General features: G+C 47.3%; 23 protein-coding genes. 16 read left to right on the forward strand and 7 right to left on the reverse strand.

Translation table 11 applies throughout. The features are described 5' to 3' along the window. Positions 1 to 6: 6 nt before the first annotated feature. From AACV12_RS03290 to AACV12_RS03345, 12 genes are read left to right on the forward strand one after another with little or no spacing between them, the layout of a single operon-like run. On the forward strand, positions 7 to 1,392 hold the full coding sequence (locus AACV12_RS03290; protein ID WP_170899917.1) for an AMP-binding protein: 1,386 nt from the start codon (positions 7 to 9) through the stop codon (positions 1,390 to 1,392). A 22-nt stretch (positions 1,393 to 1,414) separates the two neighbouring features. Further along, entirely contained in the window at positions 1,415 to 1,783 is a 369-nt protein-coding gene (locus AACV12_RS03295) for an ApeI family dehydratase (RefSeq protein WP_013856483.1), read from the forward strand. Next, positions 1,767 to 3,497, forward strand: coding sequence for an LpxL/LpxP family acyltransferase (locus tag AACV12_RS03300; protein ID WP_170899918.1), 1,731 nt, complete (start codon positions 1,767 to 1,769; stop codon positions 3,495 to 3,497). Before AACV12_RS03295 ends, AACV12_RS03300 begins: the two co-directional genes overlap by 17 nt. Then, positions 3,478 to 5,022 (forward strand): HAL/PAL/TAL family ammonia-lyase, encoded by a 1,545-nt coding sequence (locus AACV12_RS03305; RefSeq protein WP_094128887.1) that lies wholly within the window; start codon positions 3,478 to 3,480, stop codon positions 5,020 to 5,022. The genes AACV12_RS03300 and AACV12_RS03305 overlap by 20 nt, the downstream gene beginning before the upstream one ends. A gap of 8 nt (positions 5,023 to 5,030) precedes the next feature. Further along, on the forward strand, positions 5,031 to 5,471 hold the full coding sequence (locus AACV12_RS03310; protein ID WP_047687931.1) for an acyl-CoA thioesterase: 441 nt from the start codon (positions 5,031 to 5,033) through the stop codon (positions 5,469 to 5,471). Next, positions 5,468 to 6,079 (forward strand): outer membrane lipoprotein carrier protein LolA, encoded by a 612-nt coding sequence (locus tag AACV12_RS03315; protein WP_170899919.1) that lies wholly within the window; start codon positions 5,468 to 5,470, stop codon positions 6,077 to 6,079. Before AACV12_RS03310 ends, AACV12_RS03315 begins: the two co-directional genes overlap by 4 nt. Continuing rightward, entirely contained in the window at positions 6,051 to 8,399 is a 2,349-nt protein-coding gene (locus AACV12_RS03320; protein WP_170899920.1) for an MMPL family transporter, read from the forward strand. Before AACV12_RS03315 ends, AACV12_RS03320 begins: the two co-directional genes overlap by 29 nt. Then, a complete protein-coding gene (locus tag AACV12_RS03325; protein WP_170899921.1) occupies positions 8,396 to 9,016 on the forward strand; it encodes a DUF3261 domain-containing protein in 621 nt (206 codons plus the stop codon). Before AACV12_RS03320 ends, AACV12_RS03325 begins: the two co-directional genes overlap by 4 nt. Positions 9,017 to 9,025: 9 nt before the next feature. Then, on the forward strand, positions 9,026 to 10,261 hold the full coding sequence (locus tag AACV12_RS03330) for a beta-ketoacyl-[acyl-carrier-protein] synthase family protein (protein ID WP_170899922.1): 1,236 nt from the start codon (positions 9,026 to 9,028) through the stop codon (positions 10,259 to 10,261). Then, complete coding sequence (locus AACV12_RS03335) at positions 10,239 to 10,703, forward strand: hotdog family protein (RefSeq protein WP_170888735.1); 465 nt, start codon at positions 10,239 to 10,241, stop codon at positions 10,701 to 10,703. The genes AACV12_RS03330 and AACV12_RS03335 overlap by 23 nt, the downstream gene beginning before the upstream one ends. Then, positions 10,700 to 11,425, forward strand: coding sequence for a 3-ketoacyl-ACP reductase FabG2 (locus tag AACV12_RS03340; protein ID WP_017045136.1), 726 nt, complete (start codon positions 10,700 to 10,702; stop codon positions 11,423 to 11,425). The genes AACV12_RS03335 and AACV12_RS03340 overlap by 4 nt, the downstream gene beginning before the upstream one ends. Next, positions 11,422 to 12,651 carry a beta-ketoacyl-ACP synthase gene (locus tag AACV12_RS03345; protein ID WP_170899923.1) on the forward strand — a complete coding sequence of 410 codons (1,230 nt, stop codon included), beginning with the start codon at positions 11,422 to 11,424 and terminating at the stop codon, positions 12,649 to 12,651. Before AACV12_RS03340 ends, AACV12_RS03345 begins: the two co-directional genes overlap by 4 nt. Positions 12,652 to 12,753: 102 nt before the next feature. On the opposite strand, the gene AACV12_RS03350 is transcribed toward AACV12_RS03345, so the two are convergent. Continuing rightward, positions 12,754 to 13,137 carry a DMT family protein gene (locus AACV12_RS03350; protein ID WP_170899924.1) on the reverse strand — a complete coding sequence of 128 codons (384 nt, stop codon included), beginning with the start codon at positions 13,135 to 13,137 and terminating at the stop codon, positions 12,754 to 12,756. A gap of 235 nt (positions 13,138 to 13,372) precedes the next feature. Continuing rightward, on the reverse strand, positions 13,373 to 13,891 hold the full coding sequence (locus tag AACV12_RS03355; protein ID WP_170899925.1) for a cysteine hydrolase family protein: 519 nt from the start codon (positions 13,889 to 13,891) through the stop codon (positions 13,373 to 13,375). A 117-nt stretch (positions 13,892 to 14,008) separates the two neighbouring features. Here AACV12_RS03355 and AACV12_RS03360 point away from each other — a divergent pair, with 117 nt between their 5' ends. Beyond that, entirely contained in the window at positions 14,009 to 14,923 is a 915-nt protein-coding gene (locus tag AACV12_RS03360) for a GlxA family transcriptional regulator (RefSeq protein WP_170899926.1), read from the forward strand. A 151-nt stretch (positions 14,924 to 15,074) separates the two neighbouring features. Here the strand turns inward: AACV12_RS03360 and AACV12_RS03365 are convergent, their stop codons facing one another. The 3 genes from AACV12_RS03365 to AACV12_RS03375 all read right to left on the reverse strand — a co-directional run bounded on the left by AACV12_RS03365 (position 15,075) and on the right by AACV12_RS03375 (position 18,109). After that, positions 15,075 to 15,938, reverse strand: coding sequence for a DMT family transporter (locus AACV12_RS03365; RefSeq protein ID WP_017045125.1), 864 nt, complete (start codon positions 15,936 to 15,938; stop codon positions 15,075 to 15,077). A gap of 159 nt (positions 15,939 to 16,097) precedes the next feature. Beyond that, the gene (locus AACV12_RS03370; protein ID WP_017047051.1) at positions 16,098 to 16,706 is read right to left on the reverse strand and encodes a bifunctional 4-hydroxy-2-oxoglutarate aldolase/2-dehydro-3-deoxy-phosphogluconate aldolase; all 609 of its coding nucleotides are present in this window, start codon (positions 16,704 to 16,706) and stop codon (positions 16,098 to 16,100) included. Positions 16,707 to 16,732: 26 nt separating this feature from the next. Next, positions 16,733 to 18,109, reverse strand: coding sequence for a GntP family permease (locus tag AACV12_RS03375; protein ID WP_170899927.1), 1,377 nt, complete (start codon positions 18,107 to 18,109; stop codon positions 16,733 to 16,735). 160 nt (positions 18,110 to 18,269) lie between these two features. Here AACV12_RS03375 and AACV12_RS03380 point away from each other — a divergent pair, with 160 nt between their 5' ends. Beyond that, positions 18,270 to 18,803 carry a gluconokinase gene (locus tag AACV12_RS03380; protein WP_170899928.1) on the forward strand — a complete coding sequence of 178 codons (534 nt, stop codon included), beginning with the start codon at positions 18,270 to 18,272 and terminating at the stop codon, positions 18,801 to 18,803. Further along, the gene (edd, locus tag AACV12_RS03385) at positions 18,800 to 20,611 is read left to right on the forward strand and encodes a phosphogluconate dehydratase (RefSeq protein WP_170899929.1); all 1,812 of its coding nucleotides are present in this window, start codon (positions 18,800 to 18,802) and stop codon (positions 20,609 to 20,611) included. The genes AACV12_RS03380 and edd overlap by 4 nt, the downstream gene beginning before the upstream one ends. Positions 20,612 to 20,681: 70 nt before the next feature. On the opposite strand, the gene AACV12_RS03390 is transcribed toward edd, so the two are convergent. Continuing rightward, positions 20,682 to 21,689: a substrate-binding domain-containing protein gene (locus AACV12_RS03390; protein WP_170899930.1), complete on the reverse strand. Its 1,008-nt coding sequence runs from the start codon at positions 21,687 to 21,689 to the stop codon at positions 20,682 to 20,684. Between the two features lie 321 nt (positions 21,690 to 22,010). On the opposite strand from AACV12_RS03390, the gene AACV12_RS03395 reads away from it, so the two are divergent. Beyond that, on the forward strand, positions 22,011 to 22,499 hold the full coding sequence (locus AACV12_RS03395; protein WP_010319103.1) for a hypothetical protein: 489 nt from the start codon (positions 22,011 to 22,013) through the stop codon (positions 22,497 to 22,499). Positions 22,500 to 22,568: 69 nt separating this feature from the next. Here AACV12_RS03395 and AACV12_RS03400 read toward each other — a convergent pair whose 3' ends face one another. Then, entirely contained in the window at positions 22,569 to 23,135 is a 567-nt protein-coding gene (locus AACV12_RS03400) for a phosphoribosyl-AMP cyclohydrolase (RefSeq protein WP_170899931.1), read from the reverse strand. Positions 23,136 to 23,253 lie beyond the last annotated feature (118 nt).

Genomic DNA, 23,253 nt, shown 5'->3' on the forward strand with positions numbered 1-23,253 from the left:
TACGCTATGACTTTCGGCAACCCCGATTTTTGCTCGCTTGCAACGTTACTCTCCTCACCAAGAAACGATTCGCATTGTGTTGCTTTTGACCTCAATAACACCATTAACTGGGCAAACTTTGTCGCCGATGTCAGCCAACTAAGCCGGCAATTAGCATCGCGAAATGAACATCATATTGCACTGTGTGCTGGCGATAGCTATCGGTTCTCCGTCGGTTTTTTCGCCGTCTGTTACACGCAAAAATCATTAATTCTGCCCGGTAATTATCAACCTGCGGCACTGGCAGAACTGAGCCAAAACTTTGAGTTGTTGCTGTGTGATGAGGCAATAACAATACCCAATTCTACGCCAACTCTCTCTCTTAACCATTTAGCGCTACCCAACGACATGCGCGATGAAGCCGTTTGTTTTGCACCACTTTCATTAGAGACACAAACCGTGACGCTGTTTACGTCAGGCTCCAGCGGTCAGCCTAAGGCTATCATCAAAACACTGCGGCAGCTTGAAGCTGAAATTGCCATTTTAGAACAGCTTTGGGGCGAACAGCTCATTGGTGCAAAAGTGGAAAGTACAGTTTCTCATCAACATATTTATGGGCTGCTATTTCGTGTGTTATGGCCACTGTGTGCAGGGCGAGCATTTGCCCGCCACAACTTGGAATTTCCAGAACAAGTGACCGCACATGCGCATCCGGACACTGTGCTGATTAGTAGCCCTGCGCTATTGAAACGCTTATCACAAGAGCATCAGCCAAGCCCAATGCGCACACTGTTTTCTTCCGGTGGCCCGCTTCCCTACTCTGCTTCTTGTCACGCAAAAACCCTGTTTGGGCAACGACCTATCGAAGTGTATGGCAGTACGGAAACTGGCGGCATCGCTTTTCGGCAACAGCACAGTGCAACGCAGCAATGGCAGCTTTTTCCTACTGTTGAAGCAAGACTTAACAGCGAGCACTGCTTAGCCTTGCGCTCTGCACATATTGATCCAAATCATTGGTATCAAACAGCCGATGAATGTGAGCTTTCCGACCAGCAGCACTTTACCTTGAAAGGTCGCACCGATCGCATCATCAAAATCGAAGAAAAACGGATCTCACTGGTTGAAGTGGAGCAGCGTATTGAACAACTGCCGTGGATCAGTGAAACAGCCGTGTTACCACAGCAAGACGGTGAACGTTTGATCTTAATCTCAGCGATTGTACTGTCAGCCAGCGGCACTGAAAAATTAGCTCAACTTGGAAAGGGGAAGTTCTGGCTGTTGCTGCGCTCTGAACTGCGCCAATGGTTAGAACCTATTGCTGTACCTCGACGCTTTAGAGTGGTAAAAGAGATCCCTCTCAACAGCCAAGGTAAGCGCCTTGTTGCTGAACTAGAAACACTATTCCAACCATAAAAATAACGAAGCCCAATAGATTATGGCCAAAAGAACACCCACATTATTATGTGCTGACACTCAGCCTCACACGGTGAATTTGACGCTGCGCGTTGACGCCGACATTATTGATTTTTCAGGACACTTTGCACATTTTCCATTGCTGCCAGGCGTTACCCAAATCGATTGGGCACTGCGCTATGCACGAGAATACTTATCTGTACCCACAAGCTTTCAAGGTATGGAAGTGATCAAATTCCAAGAACCTATCTTGCCAGACATGACCGTTCAACTGGCATTAAGTTGGGATGAGGAAAAACAGAAACTCGCGTTTAGTTATAGTTCGCAGCGTGAGGGTTTAAACATCATTCACTCATCAGGAAAAATGAAGTTGGGTGAAATCTGTGGCTGATTATCAAGCTTGTTTTTTAATTCCGTGCTACAACCACGGCAGCACAGTAGCAGAAGTGGTCTCATCACTCAGCGCATTTGAACTTCCCATTTTACTGGTTGATGATGGCAGCAATCAGCAAACAAAACCGGCGTTGAGCAACGTCGCCCAGCAAACACATGTTCACCTAATTACCCTAGAACAAAACCAAGGAAAAGGTGGCGCGGTAATGGCTGGCATTCGCCAAGCGCAGCAGTTGGGGTTTAGTCACGTCATCCAAATTGATGCCGATGGCCAACATGATTTACAAGCGCTGCCTAAATTACTGGCCGCGTCAAATCAACATCCAAACCACCTAATTTCTGGTCAGCCGATTTACGATGACAGCGTACCCAAAGCGCGTTTATATGGCCGTTACGCAACGCATATTTGGGTTTGGATTGAAACGCTATCCTTTACGATCAAAGACAGTATGTGTGGTTTTCGCGCGTATCCCGTAGACCTCACCGTTGAGGTGCTCAATAACCATAAGATCGGCACGCGCATGGATTTCGATATCGAAATCTTAGTTCGCATGTATTGGCACGGGGTCGATATCGATTTTGTGGAAACCCGCGTCATTTATCCTGAAGGAGGCGTCTCTCATTTCGATGCACTATGGGATAACGTCAAAATCAGTTGGATGCACAGCAAATTATTTTTTGGCATGTTACCGCGTATTCCTCAACTGCTGAAACGCAATCAAAGCAGGCACAACAAAAGTGGTGCAGAGCCAAACCAGCACTGGTCAAAGCGTCAAGAACGAGGAACGGTTCTGGGTATTAAAGCGTTACTGGCGGTATATAGCCTACTCGGGCGGCCAATTTTTAACCTGATGCTGAAACTTGTAATGAGCTATTACTACCTTACCGGAAAACAAGCTCGCCAAGCCTCTGAACAATATTTACAGCACTTACAAAGCTACGCAAACCGTCGCCAAATCACGCTGCCAAATCATCTCTCTAGCTATAACCATCTGCTCTCTTTTGGCCACACTATGCTGGATAAATTGGCGGCATGGAAAGGCGATTTTTCGGTAAAAAACTTGACCATCCATGGTCAAGAACTGTTCCAAACTTTAGCAGAACGAAAACAAGGTGTGCTTCTTTTAGGATCTCATCTTGGAAATATTGAACTGTGCCGCGCTCTGGGACGTCGGCATTCTCATATTAAGATCAATGCGTTAGTCTTCACCGAGCACGCCGAACGCTTCAATGCGGTAATGAAAGCGATCAATCCCAACTCAGAACTGAACCTCATTCAAGTGAGCCGTTTGGGCCCCGATACCGCTATTTTGCTTCAACAGAAAATAGAGCAAGGAGAATGGGTGGTGATCGTCGGAGATAGAACGTCCACCAGCAAAGAGACCCGAGCCGTATGGGCCGATTTTTTAGGCCAACCCGCACCGTTTCCACAAGGCCCTTTTATGTTGGCCTCGGTGTTGAAAGCTCCCGTCTACCTTTTGTTTGGCTTAAGAGACGAACGTTCTAAAACTCCACATTTTAACGTCTATTTCGAGCACTTTAGTGACAACATAGATTTACCGAGAAAAGAGCGACAAGCGGCGCTAGCGCAGGTAGTACAACGCTACGCTGATCGGCTGGAACATTACACACTGCAAGCTCCACTGCAGTGGTATAACTTTTTCAACTTTTGGACTCTAAGTAAACAGCAGCATGATGATTCAGACAGATAACCGCATAACTTTTGGCGTCGATCGCCTCACCATTGAAGATGTTGTCGCGATTTCGCAAGGCGCGCAGGCCAACCTCAATTCTTCAGCGGAATTCACCGCTAAAATTGATCGCGGCGTCGCTTTTCTAGAACGACTTTTAAAAGAAGAAGGCGTGATTTACGGTGTAACCACCGGCTATGGTGATTCATGCACCGTTGCCATTCCGCCGAATCTAGTAGACCAATTACCACTGCATTTGACTCGCTTTCACGGCTGTGGCTTAGGCGAGATATTAAGCCATCAGCAATCTCGCGCAGTATTAGCAACACGCTTGTGTTCACTAGCGCAAGGTGTCTCTGGTGTGAGCCATGAACTGCTTAACCAAATCGTCACCTTGATCAACCACGATATCGCCCCTCGTATTCCACAAGAAGGTTCGGTCGGGGCAAGCGGCGATTTAACGCCACTCTCCTACCTCGCGGCCACACTGATTGGTGAGCGCGACGTGCTTTATAAAGGTGAGATGCGCCCAACTCAAGATGTGTTTAACGAACTGGGTATTCGCCCGATCAAGCTAAAACCAAAAGAGGGATTAGCGCTGATGAACGGCACATCAGTCATGACTGCTTTGGCCTGTTTAGCCTATAAACGCGCCGAGTATTTAACTCAACTCTGCACCAAAATTACCGCCATGGTGTCTGTCGGTATTCAGGGTAACGACTTCCATTTTGATGCCGCACTATTTGCCGTCAAGCCGCATCCTGGCCAGCAACAAATCGCAGCATGGCTACGCGATGACTTACAAGCAGAGCGCCCACCTCGCAACAGTGACCGCCTGCAAGATCGCTATTCATTGCGCTGCGCACCCCATGTGATTGGCACCGTACAAGATGCACTGCCGTGGCTACGTCAACTGATTGAAAATGAGCTCAACAGTGCCAACGACAACCCCATCATCGATGGCGATAATGAACGCGTACTGCACGGCGGCCATTTTTACGGCGGCCACATTGCCATGGCAATGGATACCTTAAAAACACAGGTTGCTAACCTAGCCGATTTGCTCGATCGCCAAATGGCGCAATTGATGGATTACAAATTCAACAACGGTTTGCCGTTTAACTTAACTGGCGCAGAAGGCGAAAGAAAACCGATCAACCACGGCTTTAAAGCCGTGCAGATCGGCATTTCAGCGTGGACGGCCGAAGCCTTGAAACATACCATGCCTGCCAGCGTTTTTTCACGTTCGACTGAGTGTCACAATCAAGACAAAGTCAGCATGGGAACCATTGCCGCGCGTGATTGTCTACGTGTGCTTGAACTGACAGAACAAGTGGCGGCCGCCTCGCTGTTGGCAGCGACCCAAGCAATAGAATTGCGCAAACGTCATCATGAGCTGGATGAGCAACACATGAGTCACAATATCAAGCAGATGCGCTTAGCCGTGTTACAAGAGTTTGATTTTGTGGTAGAAGATCGTCCGCTAGAACATGATTTGCGCCACTTTATTAGCCGCATTCAACAACGCCACTGGACACTTTACTAGGAAGCGCGATGAGCGATGTACTTCATCCATTGGAAAGTGAGGTGACTTTAGTCACCTCGTTTCAAGATGCCGACCCAATGGGCGTTATCTACCACGGCAACTATTTTCGTTTTTTTGAAGAAGCACGCCGCGTGCTGATGGAAAAAATTGATTACAGCTATCACGCGATGACTCAGTCGGGCTACCTATGGCCGGTGATTGATGCACACGTGAAGTACGTGAAAGCAATCCCGTTCAACCATACGATTCGTGTCAAAGCGACCTTGACGGAATGGGAAAATCGCTTGCGTGTTGACTACATGATTTTTGATAGCCAGACCGGGCAACGAATGTGTAAAGCGCACACCACTCAAGTAGCGGTTCGCATCGACACGCAAGAGATGTGTTTCGCTTCCCCAACGCTATTTACCGACAAAGTGCAGCACTGGCATACCTACGGGAAATTATGATGCACCGTTTTCTCTGGCTAACTTTAGCTCTATTCTCGCCCCTACTCTGGGCACAAGTGACAGACCTCGCTTCACTGCAAGCGCAGTTGGCGAAACACCAGATCGTACGCGGAGAGTTTACTCAACTCCGCCATATTGAGATGTTCGAACAACCACTGTCGTCAGCCGGGAAATTCTTGCTCGATAAACAAAATGGCTTACTTTGGCAACAAAACTCACCATTTCCAGTTAATTTGGTGCTAACTCAAGACAAGCTTCGCCAAACTTTTGCTAACCAACCACCACAGGTGATTACCGAAAAAGAGAACCCAATGGCGTTTTATTTCAGCCATCTCTTTTTGTCGGTATTTCATGGTGACACGCAGCAATTGAATGAACAATTTACGATGACGCTGCACAGCGAAGATGGCCAGTGGCAGTTAAATTTAACGCCGAGAAATGCGCCACTGAGCTCGGTGTTTACCTCGATAACATTAACGGGGAGAGATGACATTGATGGTTTGATCCTGCAAGAAGTGCGAGGCGACAAAACCGAGATTCAGTTTACTAACCAAAACCACCAGCCAGAGCGTTTAACCCATGCTGAGCAAGCACAGTTTAACTTCTAAATCGAACCGGCTGGCATTGTTCTGGTTGGCTTTTGTGACCCTTTGTCTTGGCTTACTACTCAAGCAGTGGTTCTTTTCGGCGGCTTCACCGATCGAGACGGATATCCTTAAGCTACTGCCGGTCAACCAGCAAAGTGTGCTCGCCGAGCAAGCGTTTGAAAAAGTCACTACCAGTATGAGCGATAAGGTGGTCTTTATTGTCACTGCGCCCAATGAGGCTGACCGACTCAAATCCGTTACAGCGCTAGAAAGCGAGCTCAAGCAGAGTGGCTATTTCAAGGATGTGGTTGGAAAAATCGATGCCACTCAACAGAGCACTTGGGCCAGTTACTACTTTCAACATCGAGCACAACTGCTCACCAGCGAGCAACGCAATCAGCTCAGTCAACATCCCGAACAACAAGTGCAAACCGTGGTGCAAGCCCTATATAACCCTTTTTCTGGGGTAACAGGGCAAGAGCTCAGTCATGACCCTTTTCTGCTATTTCGCGACTACTTAGCGCAACTTAGCCAGCTATCGTCTCATTTTCGTTTGCAAGATGGATACTTAACCCGCGAGTATCAAGGCCAAAAATACGTGCTGATCACCGCGCAGCTCAACGACTCACCATACAGTTTCAAAGCGCAACAAGTGGTGCCCGATATTGCTCAATGGCAACAACGCATCAAGCAACAATTTAGTGCGGACATTTATCACACTGGTGTTTTATTTTACGCCGATTTTGGTACTCAAAGTGCCAAGTCAGAAATCAGCACTATTGGCCTTTTCTCATTACTCGGAATTGTGCTGTTGGTGATGCTGGTTTTTCGCAGTGCCATGCCTTTACTGTTGGCACTGCTCTCGGTATCCGTTGGGTTAGTGGTTGCCATGGTGATCACCACCGCGTTTTTTGGTCAGATCCATCTGTTTAGCTTAGTGTTTGGGGCCAGCCTGATTGGCGTTTCAATCGACTACGCCTTTCACTACCTGACCGATCGCCTTGCCGCAAATGAACAATGGGACAGCGTGCAAGGACTAAAACATATTCTGACGGCCATTACCTTAGGGTTAATCACCAGTTTAATTGGCTATCTCGGTCTACTGGTCGCCCCTTTCCCCGGCTTACAACAGCTAGCGCTATTTTCCGCCTTAGGTCTCGTTGCCGCTTACGCGACGGTCGTGGCTTGGTATCCGATTTTGGCCAAAAAACCAAGTTCATCGAGAACGCTTCCCGGCATCACTTATTGGTCTTTATGGTTTGCGCTTTGGCAAAAGCCATGGGTTAAATGGGGCCTACCCACGGCGTTATTGATCATCAGCAGTCTTGCCCTGACGCAAGTGCACTACAACGACGACATTCGACAATTACAAGCCATGCCTAGCGACTTGAAACAGCAAGAGCTGCAAATCAGCGCCTTGACTGGTATTCAATCATCACAGCAAATGTTGGTCGTCAGTGCCAACGATGATGAAGCATTAATGCAACAGTTAGAAAAATTAGATACGCAATTTTCACAATGGCAACAACAAGGCGTACTTTCTGGCTACCAAAGTTTAAGCCAAAACATCAGCTCGCTTAAGCGTCAGCAAGAAAACTACGCACTGGTTGAAGCACTGTACGCAAACCAAGGCGCAGCAATGGCTCACACGCTGAAACTATCTTCGGCTCCTAAACTGGAAGCGTCATTTTTACCCATGACACTGGCGCATTATTTAGCCCATGATGTTTCCCAACCGCTGCGCTTTCTTTATTTAGGTAAAGTTGAGCAAAAAGTGGCGGCGGTAGTGCTGTTGAAAGAGGTTTACCAAGCAGCAGTAATTAAGCAGTTTGCGGCGCAAAATAGCGACTACGCCTATTTGAATAAAACCGAAGAGATCTCAACCCTGTTTGGGCAGTATCGCCTTAAAGTGATGGAGTTAATTGCGCTGGCTCTTACCTTGATCAGCGCTCTCACTATTTGGCGCTACGGCGTGAAACACAGCATTCGCATTATGTTACCTTCCCTGATTGCTTGCATCGCTGGGTTAGCCGTCACCGTCGCAACAGGCTCTACGCTCAATTTATTCAATCTATTAGCGCTGGTATTAGTGATAGGTATCGGTATTGATTACACGCTCTTTTTTGCCGAACAAGCACGCAGTCACAGTACCTTGCTTGCCATAACCCTTTCGGCACTAACGACTTTGCTCTCGTTTGGTCTGCTTGCTCTTAGCCAAACTCACGCCATCCACAGTTTTGGTTTGACGGTACTGAGCGGCATTTTCGTTGCTTGGTTGCTTTCACCAATGGCGATCAAATCACAACCTGCCGCCATGAAAGCGCATGAGGAAAAACTATGATGATGAGAATACGCCGTGCGCTGCCCTTGCTGTTACTGATGTTGTCTGGCTGCTCTTTAGTGCCAAACCAAGCCTCCACGCAGGTAGAAATTAGCCCCAACACATTCGTTACTCTGCCCAAACCTGCGCAACTTGGGTACCAAGTCACGGCAAGTCAGTTGATCAGCGCCCATTGGCAAGATGATAACGGCCAGCATAATCAACAGCTTCCGGTCCAGTTGCAGGTCACCGATGACAAGATTGTGCTGGCAGGGTTTTCATCTTGGGGAACGAGGATTTTATCGCTCAATTATCAGCAAGATACTATTGAGACCAGTGTACTCAATGGCTTGGAAAACACCTTGCCGAAGCCCGAACAGATACTCTTTAACCTGATGATCACGCTCTGGCCGCGAAATGCTTGGGAAGCCCCGTTAAATAAGGTAAAGTGGCAAATCATTGATGATGAGAATAGACGAACACTCATCAATGAACTGGGTGAAACAGTGATTGTTATTGATTATCAACATCCCTTCGCGATGAAGGGCGATATTCGCTTCCACAATCAATTATTGAATTACACCATTACGATTACAACGCTCAGTGCTCAGTACCTTTTGCCGCCCACACAACCGTAGACAGCTATCATGAACTCATCCACGACTTCTCCTATTGATTCTCGCTCACCTATTTATGTCCAAGACTGCGGTTTTCACTGCGCGATGGGGAGTGACTCGTCGCACATTCACCAAAGTTTAGCGCAGGGCTATTGTGACAACATGGTGGCTGACGACACGTCGCTCAATAGTGGCACCGCAACCATAGTAGGCCGAGTGAGTGAACCGCTACCAGAAATCCCAGCGCATTTAAGTGCGTTCAATACGCGTAACAACCAACTGGCTTTATCGGCACTGCAACAAATCGAACCGAGCGTCCGCCACGCGATTGCCACTTATGGCGCAGATCGCATTGCAGTGGTGGTTGGCACGAGCACGTCCGGCATTGCTGATGGCGAAATCGCACTCGCCCACAAGTTAGAGCAGGGCGAATTTCCAAGCGACTACCACTACTACAAACAGGAATTAGGCAATTGCAGTGATTTTATCGCTCGCTATTTTACAATAAGCGGCCCCTGCTACGCCATTTCGACCGCCTGTTCGTCCAGTGGCCGCGTCTTTATCACCGCCAAAAGAATGCTTAATGCTGGGTTAGTTGATGCGGTGATTGTCGGTGGTGCCGACACTTTGTGCCGCTTAACACTCAATGGTTTTAACGGTTTAGAGGCATTGTCTCAACGTTTGTGTAAACCGTTTGATGCACAGCGAGATGGCATCAACATTGGTGAATCTGCCGCTTTTATGCTGCTGGGTAAAACGCCGTCTCAGCAACACGCTCACGCCATTGCGCTATTGGGTGCTGGCGACAGTTCCGATGCACACCATATTTCTGCGCCCCACCCAGATGGAAACGGTGCAGAACAGGCGATGCGTAACGCGCTGCAAGATGCCAAATTAACCGCCAGTGATATCGGCTATATCAACGCTCACGGCACCGCAACACCGCTCAATGACAGCATGGAAAGTAAAGCGATTTTCCGCGTTTTTGGCCAGCACGTTGCGGTGAGTTCAACCAAACCACTCACTGGACACACGCTCGGTGCGGCCAGTGCAACCGAAGCCGCCATTGCTTGGCACATACTGCAATACCAATTGCCTTTGCCCATTCAGCGCTGTGCTAACAAAGCGCCAGACATTGATATTACGCTAGTGGAAACCACCCAACATTTAGAAAACAAGGCCATTTTAAGCAACTCCTTTGCTTTTGGTGGCAACAATATTAGCCTCATTTTTGGTTACGTTAATGACAAAGCTTCCTGCAATTGATCAACTGCTGCCTCATCAAGCGCCGATGATTTTGATCGACCGCGCGCTTGAGGTACAGAGCGAATCTATCCACTGCCAAGTGGATATTGAATCGCACCACCTGTTTTTTGACCCGGCGACACAAAGCATACCGGCCTATGTCGGTATCGAGTTTATGGCACAAGCCATTGCCGCGTGGTCTGGGTATCACTCACTTGTCCAAGGCATTCAACCGCCGATTGGCTTTCTGCTCGGCAGTCGCCGTTATCGAGCGCTGTGCGATGCATTCCTGACAGGGCAAACGCTCGATATCTACGCTGAACAGCTAATGCAAGACAATGGCATGGCCGTGTTTAAGGCAAGAATCGAGCACCAACACCAGCTTTTGGCCGAATGCCAATTAAATGTGTATGTGCCATCAGAACAAAAATTAGAAGAAATGAAAATGAGGAGTCAAGCATGACCCGACACGTATTAGTGACTGGTGCGAGTAAAGGCATAGGCAAAGCGATTGCGATTGCGCTCGCCAAAGATGGTTTTGCCATTGCCGTCCATTACATGGGCGACCAGCAAGGTGCCCTGCAAACACTAGCGACCATCGAGCAAAACGGTGGTTCAGGCCGACTGATTCAATTTGACATCAGCAACCGAGCTCAGTGTCGCGAAGTATTAGAAGCCGATATTGCTCTACATGGCGCTTATTACGGCGTGGTCAATAACGCGGGCATTACTCGTGACACGGCGTTTCCTGCCATGACAGAACAAGAATGGGATGGTGTAATTCACACCAATTTAGACAGCTTTTATAACGTCCTCCACCCTTGTGTGATGCCAATGGTGCAAAAACGCCAAGGTGGGCGCATTGTGACTTTAGCATCGGTGTCGGGCATCACAGGCAACCGGGGCCAAACCAATTACAGCGCCGCTAAAGCTGGCGTGATTGGCGCGACCAAATCGCTCGCGCTTGAACTGGCTAAGCGCAAAATCACCGTCAACTGTGTTGCTCCGGGTTTAATCGATACCGGCATGGTAGATGAGCACGTCAAAGAGCACGCACTGCCACAAGTTCCTTTACGCCGCATGGGTGAACCCGAAGAAGTCGCAGGCCTTGTGAGCTATTTAATGTCTGATATTGCCGCTTATGTTACTCGCCAAGTTATCTCGGTTAATGGAGGCTTAGTATGACCCGCCGCGTTGTCGTTACAGGCATGTCCGGCGTGACTGCTTTTGGTAATGACTGGGCCAGTATTGAGCCAAAACTCAGAGCTTGTGAAAATGCCACTCAATATATGCCCTCCTATGAGCAGTATGAGGGTTTAAACACTAAACTCGCCGCGCCAATAATGGGCTTTACACTGCCTAGCCACTACAAACGTAAGCAAGTCCGAGGTATGGGCCGTGTGTCACAACTGGCGACCGTTGCCACCGAAAATGCGCTGCTACAGGCGGGCTTAATTGGTCATGAAGTGCTGACGAATGGCCAAACCGGCATCGCTTATGGTTCATCAACAGGCAGTACCGATGCCATCGGTGCGTTTGGTGTCATGCTCAACGAAAAAACCACTCGAGCCATTACCGCCACCACTTATGTGCAAATGATGCCTCACACTGCCGCGGTGAACGTAGGTCTATTTTTCGGGCTCAAAGGCCGCGTCATTCCAACCAGTAGCGCCTGCACGTCTGGTAGCCAAGCCATCGGTTACGCGTACGAAGCGATCAAACACGGCTACCAAACCGTAATGGTGGCGGGCGGTGGTGAAGAGCTCTGCCCTACCGAATCGGCCGTATTTGATACCTTATTTGCCACTAGCCTCAAAAACGACCAGCCAAAAACCACCCCACGCCCGTATGATACTCAGCGTGATGGTTTAGTAATTGGTGAAGGCGCAGGAACTTTAGTGCTTGAAGAGTATGAACACGCCATCGCACGCGGTGCCGTCATTCACGCAGAAATCATCGGTTTTGCCAGCAACTGCGATGCCGCCCATGTCACTCAACCACAAATGGACACCATGCAAATCTGCATGGAGATAGCGCTGCGTGATGCCAAGTTAAGTGCAGATAAAATTGACTATGTTTCGGCTCACGGCACGGCGACCGACCGTGGTGATATAGCCGAAAGTCACGCCACCGCAAACGCGTTGGGTAAAGTGCCGATCAGCTCGTTGAAAAGTTATTTTGGTCACACATTGGGCGCATGTGGCGCGGTTGAAGCTTGGTTAGGTTTAGAAATGATGCGCAGCGGTTGGTTTAATCCAACCCTTAATCTAGATAACATCGACCCGCAATGTGGCGATCTTGATTACATTACAGGCACAGGGCGTGAGCTGGATGTGCAATACCTAATGAGCAATAACTTTGCTTTTGGTGGCATCAACACCTCGATTATTTTTAAGAAATTCAGCGAATAATCCCATAAAAAGCCGTTGCCCACACAACGGCTTTTTTTACGAGTTTATTTATCCGGCATTTGCCTCTTAAATATTGGTCGCCTGCCAAATACTCGCCAGCAATCAGCCAATACCTTTCGCAAGCACTTCAAGGATTTGCGGTCTGAAAATAAAAAACACCGCGCCGAGCAAACAGAGCCCTACCCACACAAAATCAAGCCTGAAAGGCTCTTTCATGTAGATCAATGCAAAAGGCACAAACACCGATAAGGTGATCACTTCTTGCAATATTTTCAATTGGCCAAGGTTTAATACCGTATAGCCAATCCGGTTAGCGGGTACTTGGAAGAGATATTCAAACAGGGCAATTCCCCAACTGACTAACGCTGCAATAATCCACGGTTTGTGGCTGAGATCTTTTAAGTGAGCGTACCAAGCAAAGGTCATAAATACGTTGCTGATCAACAAAAGCCCAATAGTCATCACGACGGGAGGAAGGGTGAACATTAAGACAAACTCCAAAATAAGCAAACACGAACTGAACTCACAAACGAGCGGAGTCTGCGCTCAACGTTTCCCTTCGTCAATATTATTGATGAGCGCTAAGCTGCCTAAAATACGAACCAATTCAGCCAACATAACAACTGACTGAAATGGCTTGTGTTTCAAAGTTTTTAGGTAGAAAGCTTACGGGTAGATTATACCAGTGAATTCTCGATACATTTCTTGTGGCAGTTTACTTCTATAACACTTCAGAAAAAGCCAATAAAGGTACTCGAATTGATACCGCATTTAACGCTATGTTATGAATCATTCTATCTGTAGCCGTACAACAATCTCCAATAATGGAGACTTTATATTTTTCCGCTTTCTTTGATATTGCCGTATGCGTAACGCAATTCTGAGTCATCATTCCACAGATCAGCAACTCATCAACATCGAGCTTTCCTAGTGATTTTTCTAGATTAGTTTGATGAAAACCATCAGCGTGCTGTTTACAGATAATTTCAGCATCAGGGCATATTGACATTATTTCAGAGTGAATTCTCATACCGTCACTTCCTTCTTCAAAGAAAGGTGCCATTCCTTGAGGTGCAGAAGATATATGTTGAATAAAGAATACAGGAACATGCTGTGCGTTGGCTTTAGTAATGAGCTGTTTAATGTTGCTCAGGGTTTTATCTGTATTCCACAAAGGAAATTTTCCGTCAGGGAAATAGTCGTTTTGTATATCAATTACAAGCAATGCTTTTTTACCCATTTTCAAATCCTGTTTTTTTAAGTTTTGGCTCAGAAAAATTATGAGTAACTTGCTGCATTACTTTTAGAGGCTAAAATGACATTAAAGAGGTTAAAAACGACAAATTCAGAGATAGACATGTTAAAAATTACGATTGGAATTTGCGAGTATCCTTCAGTATTGAAGTCAGCTGTTTACGGTCTTGAAGAGATGTTTTTGCTTGCAAGCAGAGTTTGTTGGGAACAAAGGATTGAGGTCTTATTTGAACCAGTCATTATTTCGCATGATGAGCTTATAGAGGATAGCTTTACAGTTGTTTTGCTACCGCCTGCTTCAATAGATGATTACTACTTGGTCCCTGAAGCCAAACTTATTGAATGGCTTAGAAAGCAGTATTCCAAAGGTGCAGTTCTATCATCTGCTTGTGCGGGGGGATTTATTTTGGCCGCAACTAACTTAATTGGTAAAAGAGAAGTGACAACTCATTGGGCGTTAGCAGAAACATTTTCCAAAATGTTTCCTAGTATTACGCTTAATAGCAATAAGATATTGGTCGATCACGGTGACATAATTACGGCGGGCGGGATGATGTCGTGGCTAGATCTAGGGTTTGAGTTGATCGCCAAATATGCATCTCCAAAAGTTGTGCGTCAACTTGGTAAAACGCTGGTTATCGACACAGCACAGAGAGCGCAGAGTTACTACCAACAATTCAATCCTTCGTTCTATCATGGTGATATGGCGATTGTTTCGGTCCAACAAATAATGCATCAGAGTTATGCTGAATCGTTGCCTATAAAGCAGTTAGCAAAGCAAGCAAACGTTACCGAACGTACGATGCAACGAAGATTTTTAAAGGCTACAGGTCATAACCCTAATCAGTATTTGCAGCGTCTTAGAATACAGAGTGCGTGTGACTACTTGGAAAGCACACAACATTCATTTGAGTGGATAGGAAATCAGGTTGGTTACGAGGATATCAGCGCGTGTCGAAAGGCCTTCATTAATATTGTGGGATTAACGCCACGAGAGTTTAGAAAACGATTTTCTTGATTTTGTCTGAATCAAAAATTCCCAAAAATAATTTATCAGCCCCAATAATCATATTCTCCACGCTATCAACGCACACAATGCCTACAGCCCAACCCACACCTTGGCTCTAGAAACTATGCAGCAAAACCGTTTTGAAAGATTTGCGATGATTTTAACGATGACGAAAATGGCCCATTCGATAGAAAAGAAGCGAACAGAGCAACAAGCCGCAGCCGAAAATCTTATTCGCTGGCATCGATTCATCATAAATCAGCACGCTCAGAACCAGTGTCCAGATTGGCTCAAGCAGCATTAATATCGCCGCATTGGTAGGGTTGGCGTGCTTTTGACCTACGGTTTGCATCAAATACCGCAAACTGGTGGCGAGTAATACGCTCAGAGCAAGCCACTTCCATGTCATCAAACTTATTTGATCTGGCCATGACTCAAACAGTAAAGAGAGTAATACCCCAAGGCAGCCGCCAACAAACAGTTGTAATGTAGTGAGCAACATCGGCGGCAGATTAGCCGAAAAACGACTGTTAAAGTTAAAATGCAATGCCAGGCTAAAGGCCGCAGCCATAAACCACAGCTGGCTAGTCGCGACGACCCATTCCCCATTCCACGACAGTAAAAAAAGCCCAATCAGTGCAATGGGTAGCGACAACCAAAATGCGCGCGCCGGTTTAGTGCCAAACAGCGGCCATGCTAATAACGGAACAAACAGCATAGAGAGGCTCATGATGAATGCGCCCTCGCCTAGCGTATCGCTAATGGAAATCGCGTGGATCCAGCAAAAAATCGAGCCACCTAGCAACACGCCCACACTCATCGATTTTAAACAATCGTGCAGTGAGGCTTGGCGCAGCGCTTTAAGACAAAATGGCAGTAGGCACAGCGACGCTAAAAGAAAGCGCACACCAATAAAGCCAAAAGGCGGTAGGCCTTGAATGGCTTGTTTGGAAAACACCCAGCCCGCAGCGGCCAATAAGGTCGTGATAACTAAAATTAATTCTGCGCGTCGGTTTGCGTACATAGCTTGGCTTATCGTGAAATGAGTAGGAGAACGATTGTAACGAGATTTTTGATCGCGCGTTACTCTCGATTACTTTTATCGTTAATGGTCGGAGGTGCGCACGGAATAAAAAGACGGCCTACCGAAGCAAGCCGTTGTTCTTAAAGAAAATAGAAAGGGCTATAGCGCTTTAACCAATTCCGCAATTCCCTGCCAATCACCTTTATCCATTAGATCTGTCGGTACCATCCACGTACCGCCACACGCCACTACGGATTTAATCGACAAATAATCTTGAACGTTACTTGGGCTAACGCCACCTGTTGGCATGAAATTGACCGGATAAACGGCCGTCAATGCTTTGAGCATGGCCACGCCACCTGAAGGCTCGGCTGGGAAGAATTTCAATGTGCGCAAACCCATCTCCATCGCTTGCTCAACCAAACTTGGGTTGTTGACGCCCGGAACAATTGCCACATGACGCTGTTGGCAATATCTCACCGTGGTTGGGTTAAAACCGGGGCTGACTACAAAATCCACGCCCGCCTCAATGGCTTGATCTACTTGCGCCGTGGTCAGTACTGTCCCTGCGCCAATCAGCATCTCTGGGTAGGCGGCACGCATCAAACGAATCGATTCTGCAGCCGCTTCTGTTCTAAAGGTCACTTCCGCGCATGGCAACCCATTTTCAACCAATACTTTGGCCAAAGGGACCGCTTGGCTAGCATCATTAATCGCAATCACAGGGACGATTTTGATTTCTTTCAATCGTTGTTCAAGAGTTTTCATTTCATAACCTTATAGTAAAACGCTTTTTATAATAAGAAGCTTAGGACAGCGACAATCACAAACGCGATGCTACCAAGCAGTGTTTCCATCACAGTCCAAGTTTTGAGTGTGGTTTTCTCATCCATTTCCATCAAGCGAGAAACCAGCCAGAAGCCTGAGTCATTAAAGTGAGATAGTACCGTTGCTCCACCAGCAATCGCAATCACGATAAAACATAAATCCAACTCACTCAAACCCGTGGTTTGTGCCACAATTGGTGCAATCAAAGCGGCGGTGGTGGTTAGTGCCACGGTGGCAGAGCCTTGCGCCACACGTAAGCAAGTTGCGATAACAAACGCCGCAACTATGATAGGCATGCCGGTATCGGATAACACGTCAGCCAATGCTTGGCCAATGCCACTGGCGCGCAACACACCACCAAACATACCGCCCGCACCTGTCACAAGAATTACCGCACAGATAGGCGCTAACGAGTCACTGCACAGTTTTTCCAGCTTGTTCATTCCAAAATCTTTGGCAAACACCAGTAAACAAGTTAGCAGAGTCAGCAACAGGGCCACCGGGGTTTTACCCAACATGCGTAAGAATTCAACCAATGGCGCTTTACCGTCAATCACGCCTGCTACCGCAAGGGTATTAAGACCTGTATCCATAAAAATGAGCAGCACAGGCATCACTAAAATTGCTAATACCGTGGCAAATTTTGGCAATTTATTTTCATCAATAATTTGCTCGGTATTAAAAAACGCTTTAGAGAGTGGAATATCAAATTTCTTACCCGCATACAGGCCAAAGAGGTAAGCGCCAAAATACCAAGTAGGAATCGCGACCAAGATACCAACAATCAGCAGCAGACCAAGATCAGCACCTAAAAGATCTGAAGCCGCAACTGGCCCAGGATGAGGCGGCACAAAAGCATGCATCACGGCAAAAGCACCTGCTGAAGGCAGCGCGTATTTCAATGGTGAGCCACCAAAGCGCTTCGCTACACTAAAGATGATCGGCATCATCACGATCAATCCCGCATCAAAGAAGATGGGAAAACCAAACAGTAATGAAGCAATACCCAGTGCAAACGGCGCTTTTTCTTCACCAAAGCGGCCTATCAAGGTATCAGCCAGCACTTTAGCACCACCCGTCACTTCTAAAATTTTGCCGATCATCGCACCTAAGCCGACCAGCAAAGCAACGGACGCTAGGGTTCCACCAAAACCAGACATCATGGTTGGGACCACTTTTTCCGCCGCAACGCCGGTGGCAATTGCAGTGCCAAGGCTGACTAAGGTTAATGAAGCGAAGGCGTGTATCTTCAACTTCATGATTAACATCAGTAGTGCTGCAATCGCACATCCCGCGATTGCTAATAGGTAAGCAGGGTTACTGCTTTGAGTCATCAATTCCATGTTCTTCACCTTATATCACGTATTGTTTTGTTTGTGTTTCAGTTCACAAATCTCTAAGTTACGGGTAACATGTTACCGATAACATGGATAAGATAAAGTCATATTTCCAAGTGAATTTAAAAAATGAGATCCAGCTCAGAATACCACTCAAGGAGTCCGTATGACTGGTAGTAGCATTATTGTAATGGGCGTATGCGCCTGCGGAAAAAGCACTGTAGGCGCGAAACTGGCCCAGAAATTAGGGGCGAAATTCATCGACGGTGACGACCTTCATCCAAAAGCCAATATTCTCAAAATGGCAGGCGGAGAGCCGCTAAATGATGACGATCGCAAACCTTGGTTAGAGCGCATCCGTGACGCGGCTTTTAGCTTAGAGAGTAAAAATGAGCATGGCGTGATTGTTTGCTCTGCGTTGAAAAAAACCTACCGCGATCAAATCCGTGACGGTAACCAAAATGTGACCTTTCTCTTTCTCGATGGCAGTTTTGATTTAATCATGAAGCGCATGCAAGCGCGTAAAGGCCACTTTATGAAAGCGAACATGGTGGAAAGCCAGTTCAATACGCTAGAGCGCCCCGACAACGAAGTGAAAGTCGCTATCGTTGATATCGATACGGATATTGATGAGGTTGTAGAGCGCGCCCTAGTGGCATTGCGCGATCTCACTTTAGATGGTCAAAAGGTGTCAGCATGAGTACAGACTTAAACCCAACCATCACAGCCGTCACCGAACGAATTATTCAGCGCAGCCGTACTTTGCGTGATGAGTTTCTCAACCGCGCCAAGGCACAGCAGCACAGTGGCAAGGGTAAAGCATCACTCTCTTGTGGTAATTTGGCTCACGCCGTCGCCGCCTCTTGCTCTCAAGAAAAAGCGCACATTCTCGATTTAACGCGTTCTAACTTAGCCATTATCACAGCATACAACGACATGCTTAGCGCGCACCAAGTGTATAAAGATTACCCTGAGCAAATCAAAAAAGTGCTCGCCCCATTTGGCCACACGGCTCAAGTTGCTGGCGGCGTTCCTGCGATGTGTGATGGCGTAACGCAAGGCCAAGCGGGCATGGATATGTCGTTGTTCTCACGCGATTTGATTGCACAAGCCACGGCATTTTCACTCAGCCACAATATGTTTGATGGCACATTACTGCTCGGTATTTGCGATAAAATTGCGCCCGGACAACTGATGGGCGCGCTGGCGTTTGCGCACCTACCAACGGCTTTCATTCCCGCAGGGCCAATGTCCACTGGCATTACTAATGATGAGAAAGTCGATGTTCGCCAAAAACACGCGGCAGGTTTGGTTGATGATAGCGCGCTGCTGAATATGGAGTGCGCTTCGTATCACTCCCCGGGCACTTGCACTTTCTACGGCACTGCCAATACCAACCAATTAGTGTTTGAGACGATGGGTTTAATGCTGGCAGGGTCAGCGTTTGTCGCTCCCTTTTCCCCACTACGCCTTGCATTGACGCAACATGCCGCGATCCGCCTTGCCGCCATGAGCGATGGCACGGCGCATTTCCGTCCACTTTATGAGGTGGTGACAGAAAAAAGCGTAGTCAATGGCCTAGTGGCTTTGCTCGCCTCTGGTGGCAGTTCAAACCATACCATTCATTTACTGGCTGTTGCTCGCGCGGCGGGTATTGTGCTGACTTGGCAAGATATCAGTGATCTGTCTGACGTCGTTCCTCTTGTGGTGAATGTTTACCCCAATGGTTCGGCGGATATCAATGAATTTGAGCTCGCAGGCGGCGTACCCATGTTGATGACGCGTCTGCATAAAGCGCAGTTACTTCACAGCGACGTAAAACCCGTGTTTGGTGAATTTGCAGATCAACTAAAATCACCGCAATTAGTGGGCCATACGTTAGAGTGGCAAGCGTGTACTCAAACTAAAAACCCCTCGGTAATCGCCCTACCTGATAAGGTATTTCAGCGCTCTGGTGGCATCAAAGTGTTATCGGGTAACCTTGGGCAAGCGGTGATCAAAGTCTCTGCCGTGGCTGAGCAACATCGCATTGTTGAAGCACCCGCCAAAGTGTTTGCTTGCCAGCATCAGGTTGAGCAGGCGTATCAACGCGGCGAGCTCAATCAAGATTGCGTGGTTGTAGTTCGCTTCAATGGGCCAGCAGCCAATGGCATGCCTGAGCTGCATAAGTTAATGCCGATTTTGGGCAACTTACAAAAAGCAGGCTATCAGGTTGCGTTAGTGACCGATGGTCGTTTGTCCGGCGCTTCTGGCAAAATTCCTGCGGCTATTCACGTCTCACCGGAAGCATTAAGAGGAGGCGCAATTGCGCTTATCGAAGAGGGAGATAGGATCCGCGTCGATGCGGTGACAGGCCGATTAGAGAACTTAACGCCAACCGAAGGCCGCGATATCGCCACTTGTGATACTGAGCTCACACAGCAAACTTGGGGGCGCGATCTGTTTAAAGTGTGCCGAGATAATGTCTCTGCCGCCAATCAAGGGGCTTCGTTCCTCTACCCTAATTGATACAACATGAGCTTGATGTAGCCATTGAAGTGACAAACCCAACCACTTCAATGGCTGAATAACAAGCTGACTACAGGCTCTCGCCATCGGTGACACTAAAGCCTAAGTCGAACACTTTCTGCTCAATCACTTCACCAGCCAGTGCGGACAATAATAGCTCAGCACTTTTCTTGCCAATCTCAAACCGAGGCGTTTCTACACTGGTTAGCTTTGGCGAAATCGCTTGACCTATATCGAGCGCGTTATACCCCACGATTGCAATATCTTGAGGAATCTTCAGCCCTCGATGTGCACACTTCATCATGGCACCAATTGCAATGTCATCATTAGTACAGAAGATGCCATTGATCTCTGGCCTCTCTTCTAGGGCTTGTTCGAGTAAATCACCGCCGAGAGTAAAACTTGAATGCTCTTGAGTTAGGAGATGAACTGCGGTTAAGCCTGCATCTTGCATTGCACGATCATAGCCATTCATCCGCAACTGCGTTCGAGTATCAAGACGCGCACCGAGATAGGCAATATGCTGTTTGCCACTGTCGATCATCTGCGTCACCACATGATACGAGGCCTGTTCGTGATCCAACCCCACCGCCATATTGATCGGCTTGTCTGGCAGCTCCATCGTTTCAACCACCGGCACACCCGCCGCTTTTAGCATCTGGATGGTACGTTCGGAGTGGTGCGTTTCGGTCAAAATAAGACCATCGACTTGATACGACAGCAACGAGGCAATTTTCTCCTCCTCTTCTTGCACGTTATAACCAAAGTGAGCAATAAGTGTATCGTAACCTCTTGCTTTGGTTACCGACTCAATCCCTTGAACTAAATTGGCAAACACTTGGTTTGACAAGGAAGGCAGAAGAATACCAATCGCCTTACTTGACGATTTCGACAACATCGCCGGGGCGCGATTTTGTATATAACCTAATTCTTCAATCACTGCGGCAATTTTTTCTTGGGTTGCCAATGCGACCGAATTGGGGTCGCGTAGAAAACGGGAAACGGTCATTTTCGTCACCCCCACGCGGTCTGCGATATCTTGCAGGGTAGGCCTAGTTTTACGTTGCATACTGCTCATTTTTATTCTGTTTTCCAACTGAATGTTACCGTAACATTAAACCTCATGACGACTGTGCATTTCAATCTTTATATCACCTCGTTAAGCTCATACACACAGAGGCAATGGCGTAATTTGTGTGACCAACTCGCACAATTATCAACAAACTCATTAATAATCCCTAAAATGGGCTTGCTTTCTTGCCTCCTCACCCCAAAAAGAGAGTAATGTGAGGCAGAAGCTCTCCTTTTCATGGATCTTTGATTCATCGCAAGGCGCTTTTCCCCCTGCCAGATTAATTAATAGCTTCTGATTTTGAAGCTGCATTCTAAGGAAATAATAATGTCTGATACACCCACTACCGTTGAATATACCGTTGAAACCCTAAAGCCTGTTGTTGAATCTTCCGGTTCTATTTGGGGTTATGTGGCGGGCGGTGTCGTGCTTGCAGTCGTTCTTGGTTACTTTGCTTTTAAAAAGCTCAACAAACCGGCCTTTGTCATTAAGCAAATGCGTAAACGTAACCGCAAAGAGATGAAAAAACATGGTGTGGAAAGTGCCGAAGCGATGGTCGATCTCGATCTTCTACTCGATGCAGTACAAGAGTACGCCACCCAACAAGCGATGAGTGGCACAACCATGGTGCAACTGTTAGCACCATTAAATGACGCCAATAAAATGAAATCCGCAGGAGATTTCTATCATTCAATGGCCTACATTGCCAAAAGCATCAATAACCCGACGCTGGCTAAAACATTACAGAACAAATCAAAACAGGTTCGTTCAAGCTCGCCACTGATGGCTGGCCTGCTCAAGCGTGCTGGCGTTTAACTGGCACAACAGAAAGGTCTGCGATGTGGGTGTATTACCATCACCCACATCTAAAAGCTTTCCCCTCAATTAAGGTTGAAAAGGCAGTGATGAATGGTGCAGAACAATTCGCAGTTGGCCTTGTTCATCTTTCTTAAATGCCCAGCTTTTATCCACCACGGTTTGCTTTCCTTTATTGTCGATGAGCTTAACGTGCCCCATGGTTAAGGCCACATCACCGTTGATGTAGACTGCTGCGTTATCAAAGCTATACTCCTTCCAACCTTTTAGTGCAAAGCCAGAATCTTGTGGGTATTGCTTATCACTGCCGACAAAATAAGATAGCGCTCCGTTTACTTCTGTGCGAAAGGTTTGCTCCCCATTGGCAAGCGTAGGTTTGAAAAGCACCGCACCTTGTTGATAGCCATACGCTTGGTCTAACACTTGCTGTGCCAATTTCTTCGCTTCAGCATGACCTTTTTGTTCATAAGTCTGGCTGATCTTGATTAACGCTTCTCCCCAAGCTTGCTGGGCATCAAGCACCTCTTGGTGGTTAATGTTGTTATTAACTAATACGTTAGAAGCTTGAGCGGATAGCGGTAACAACCCGCAGAGTAATAATGCTGAAATAGAAATTCTTTTATGTGTACGTTGCATGATGAAGGCCTTATCTAATTATCTAGTTGATGGGAGTAATGTGGTTGATGGGAGTAATTTACGGCCTCTCGATGAACCTAAACCATGCGCTTAGATTAACTTCAGATGAATATTCTTT

Source organism: Vibrio sp. 2-2(8) (assembly GCF_963888495.1).
Lineage (GTDB): Bacteria > Pseudomonadota > Gammaproteobacteria > Enterobacterales > Vibrionaceae > Vibrio > Vibrio anguillarum.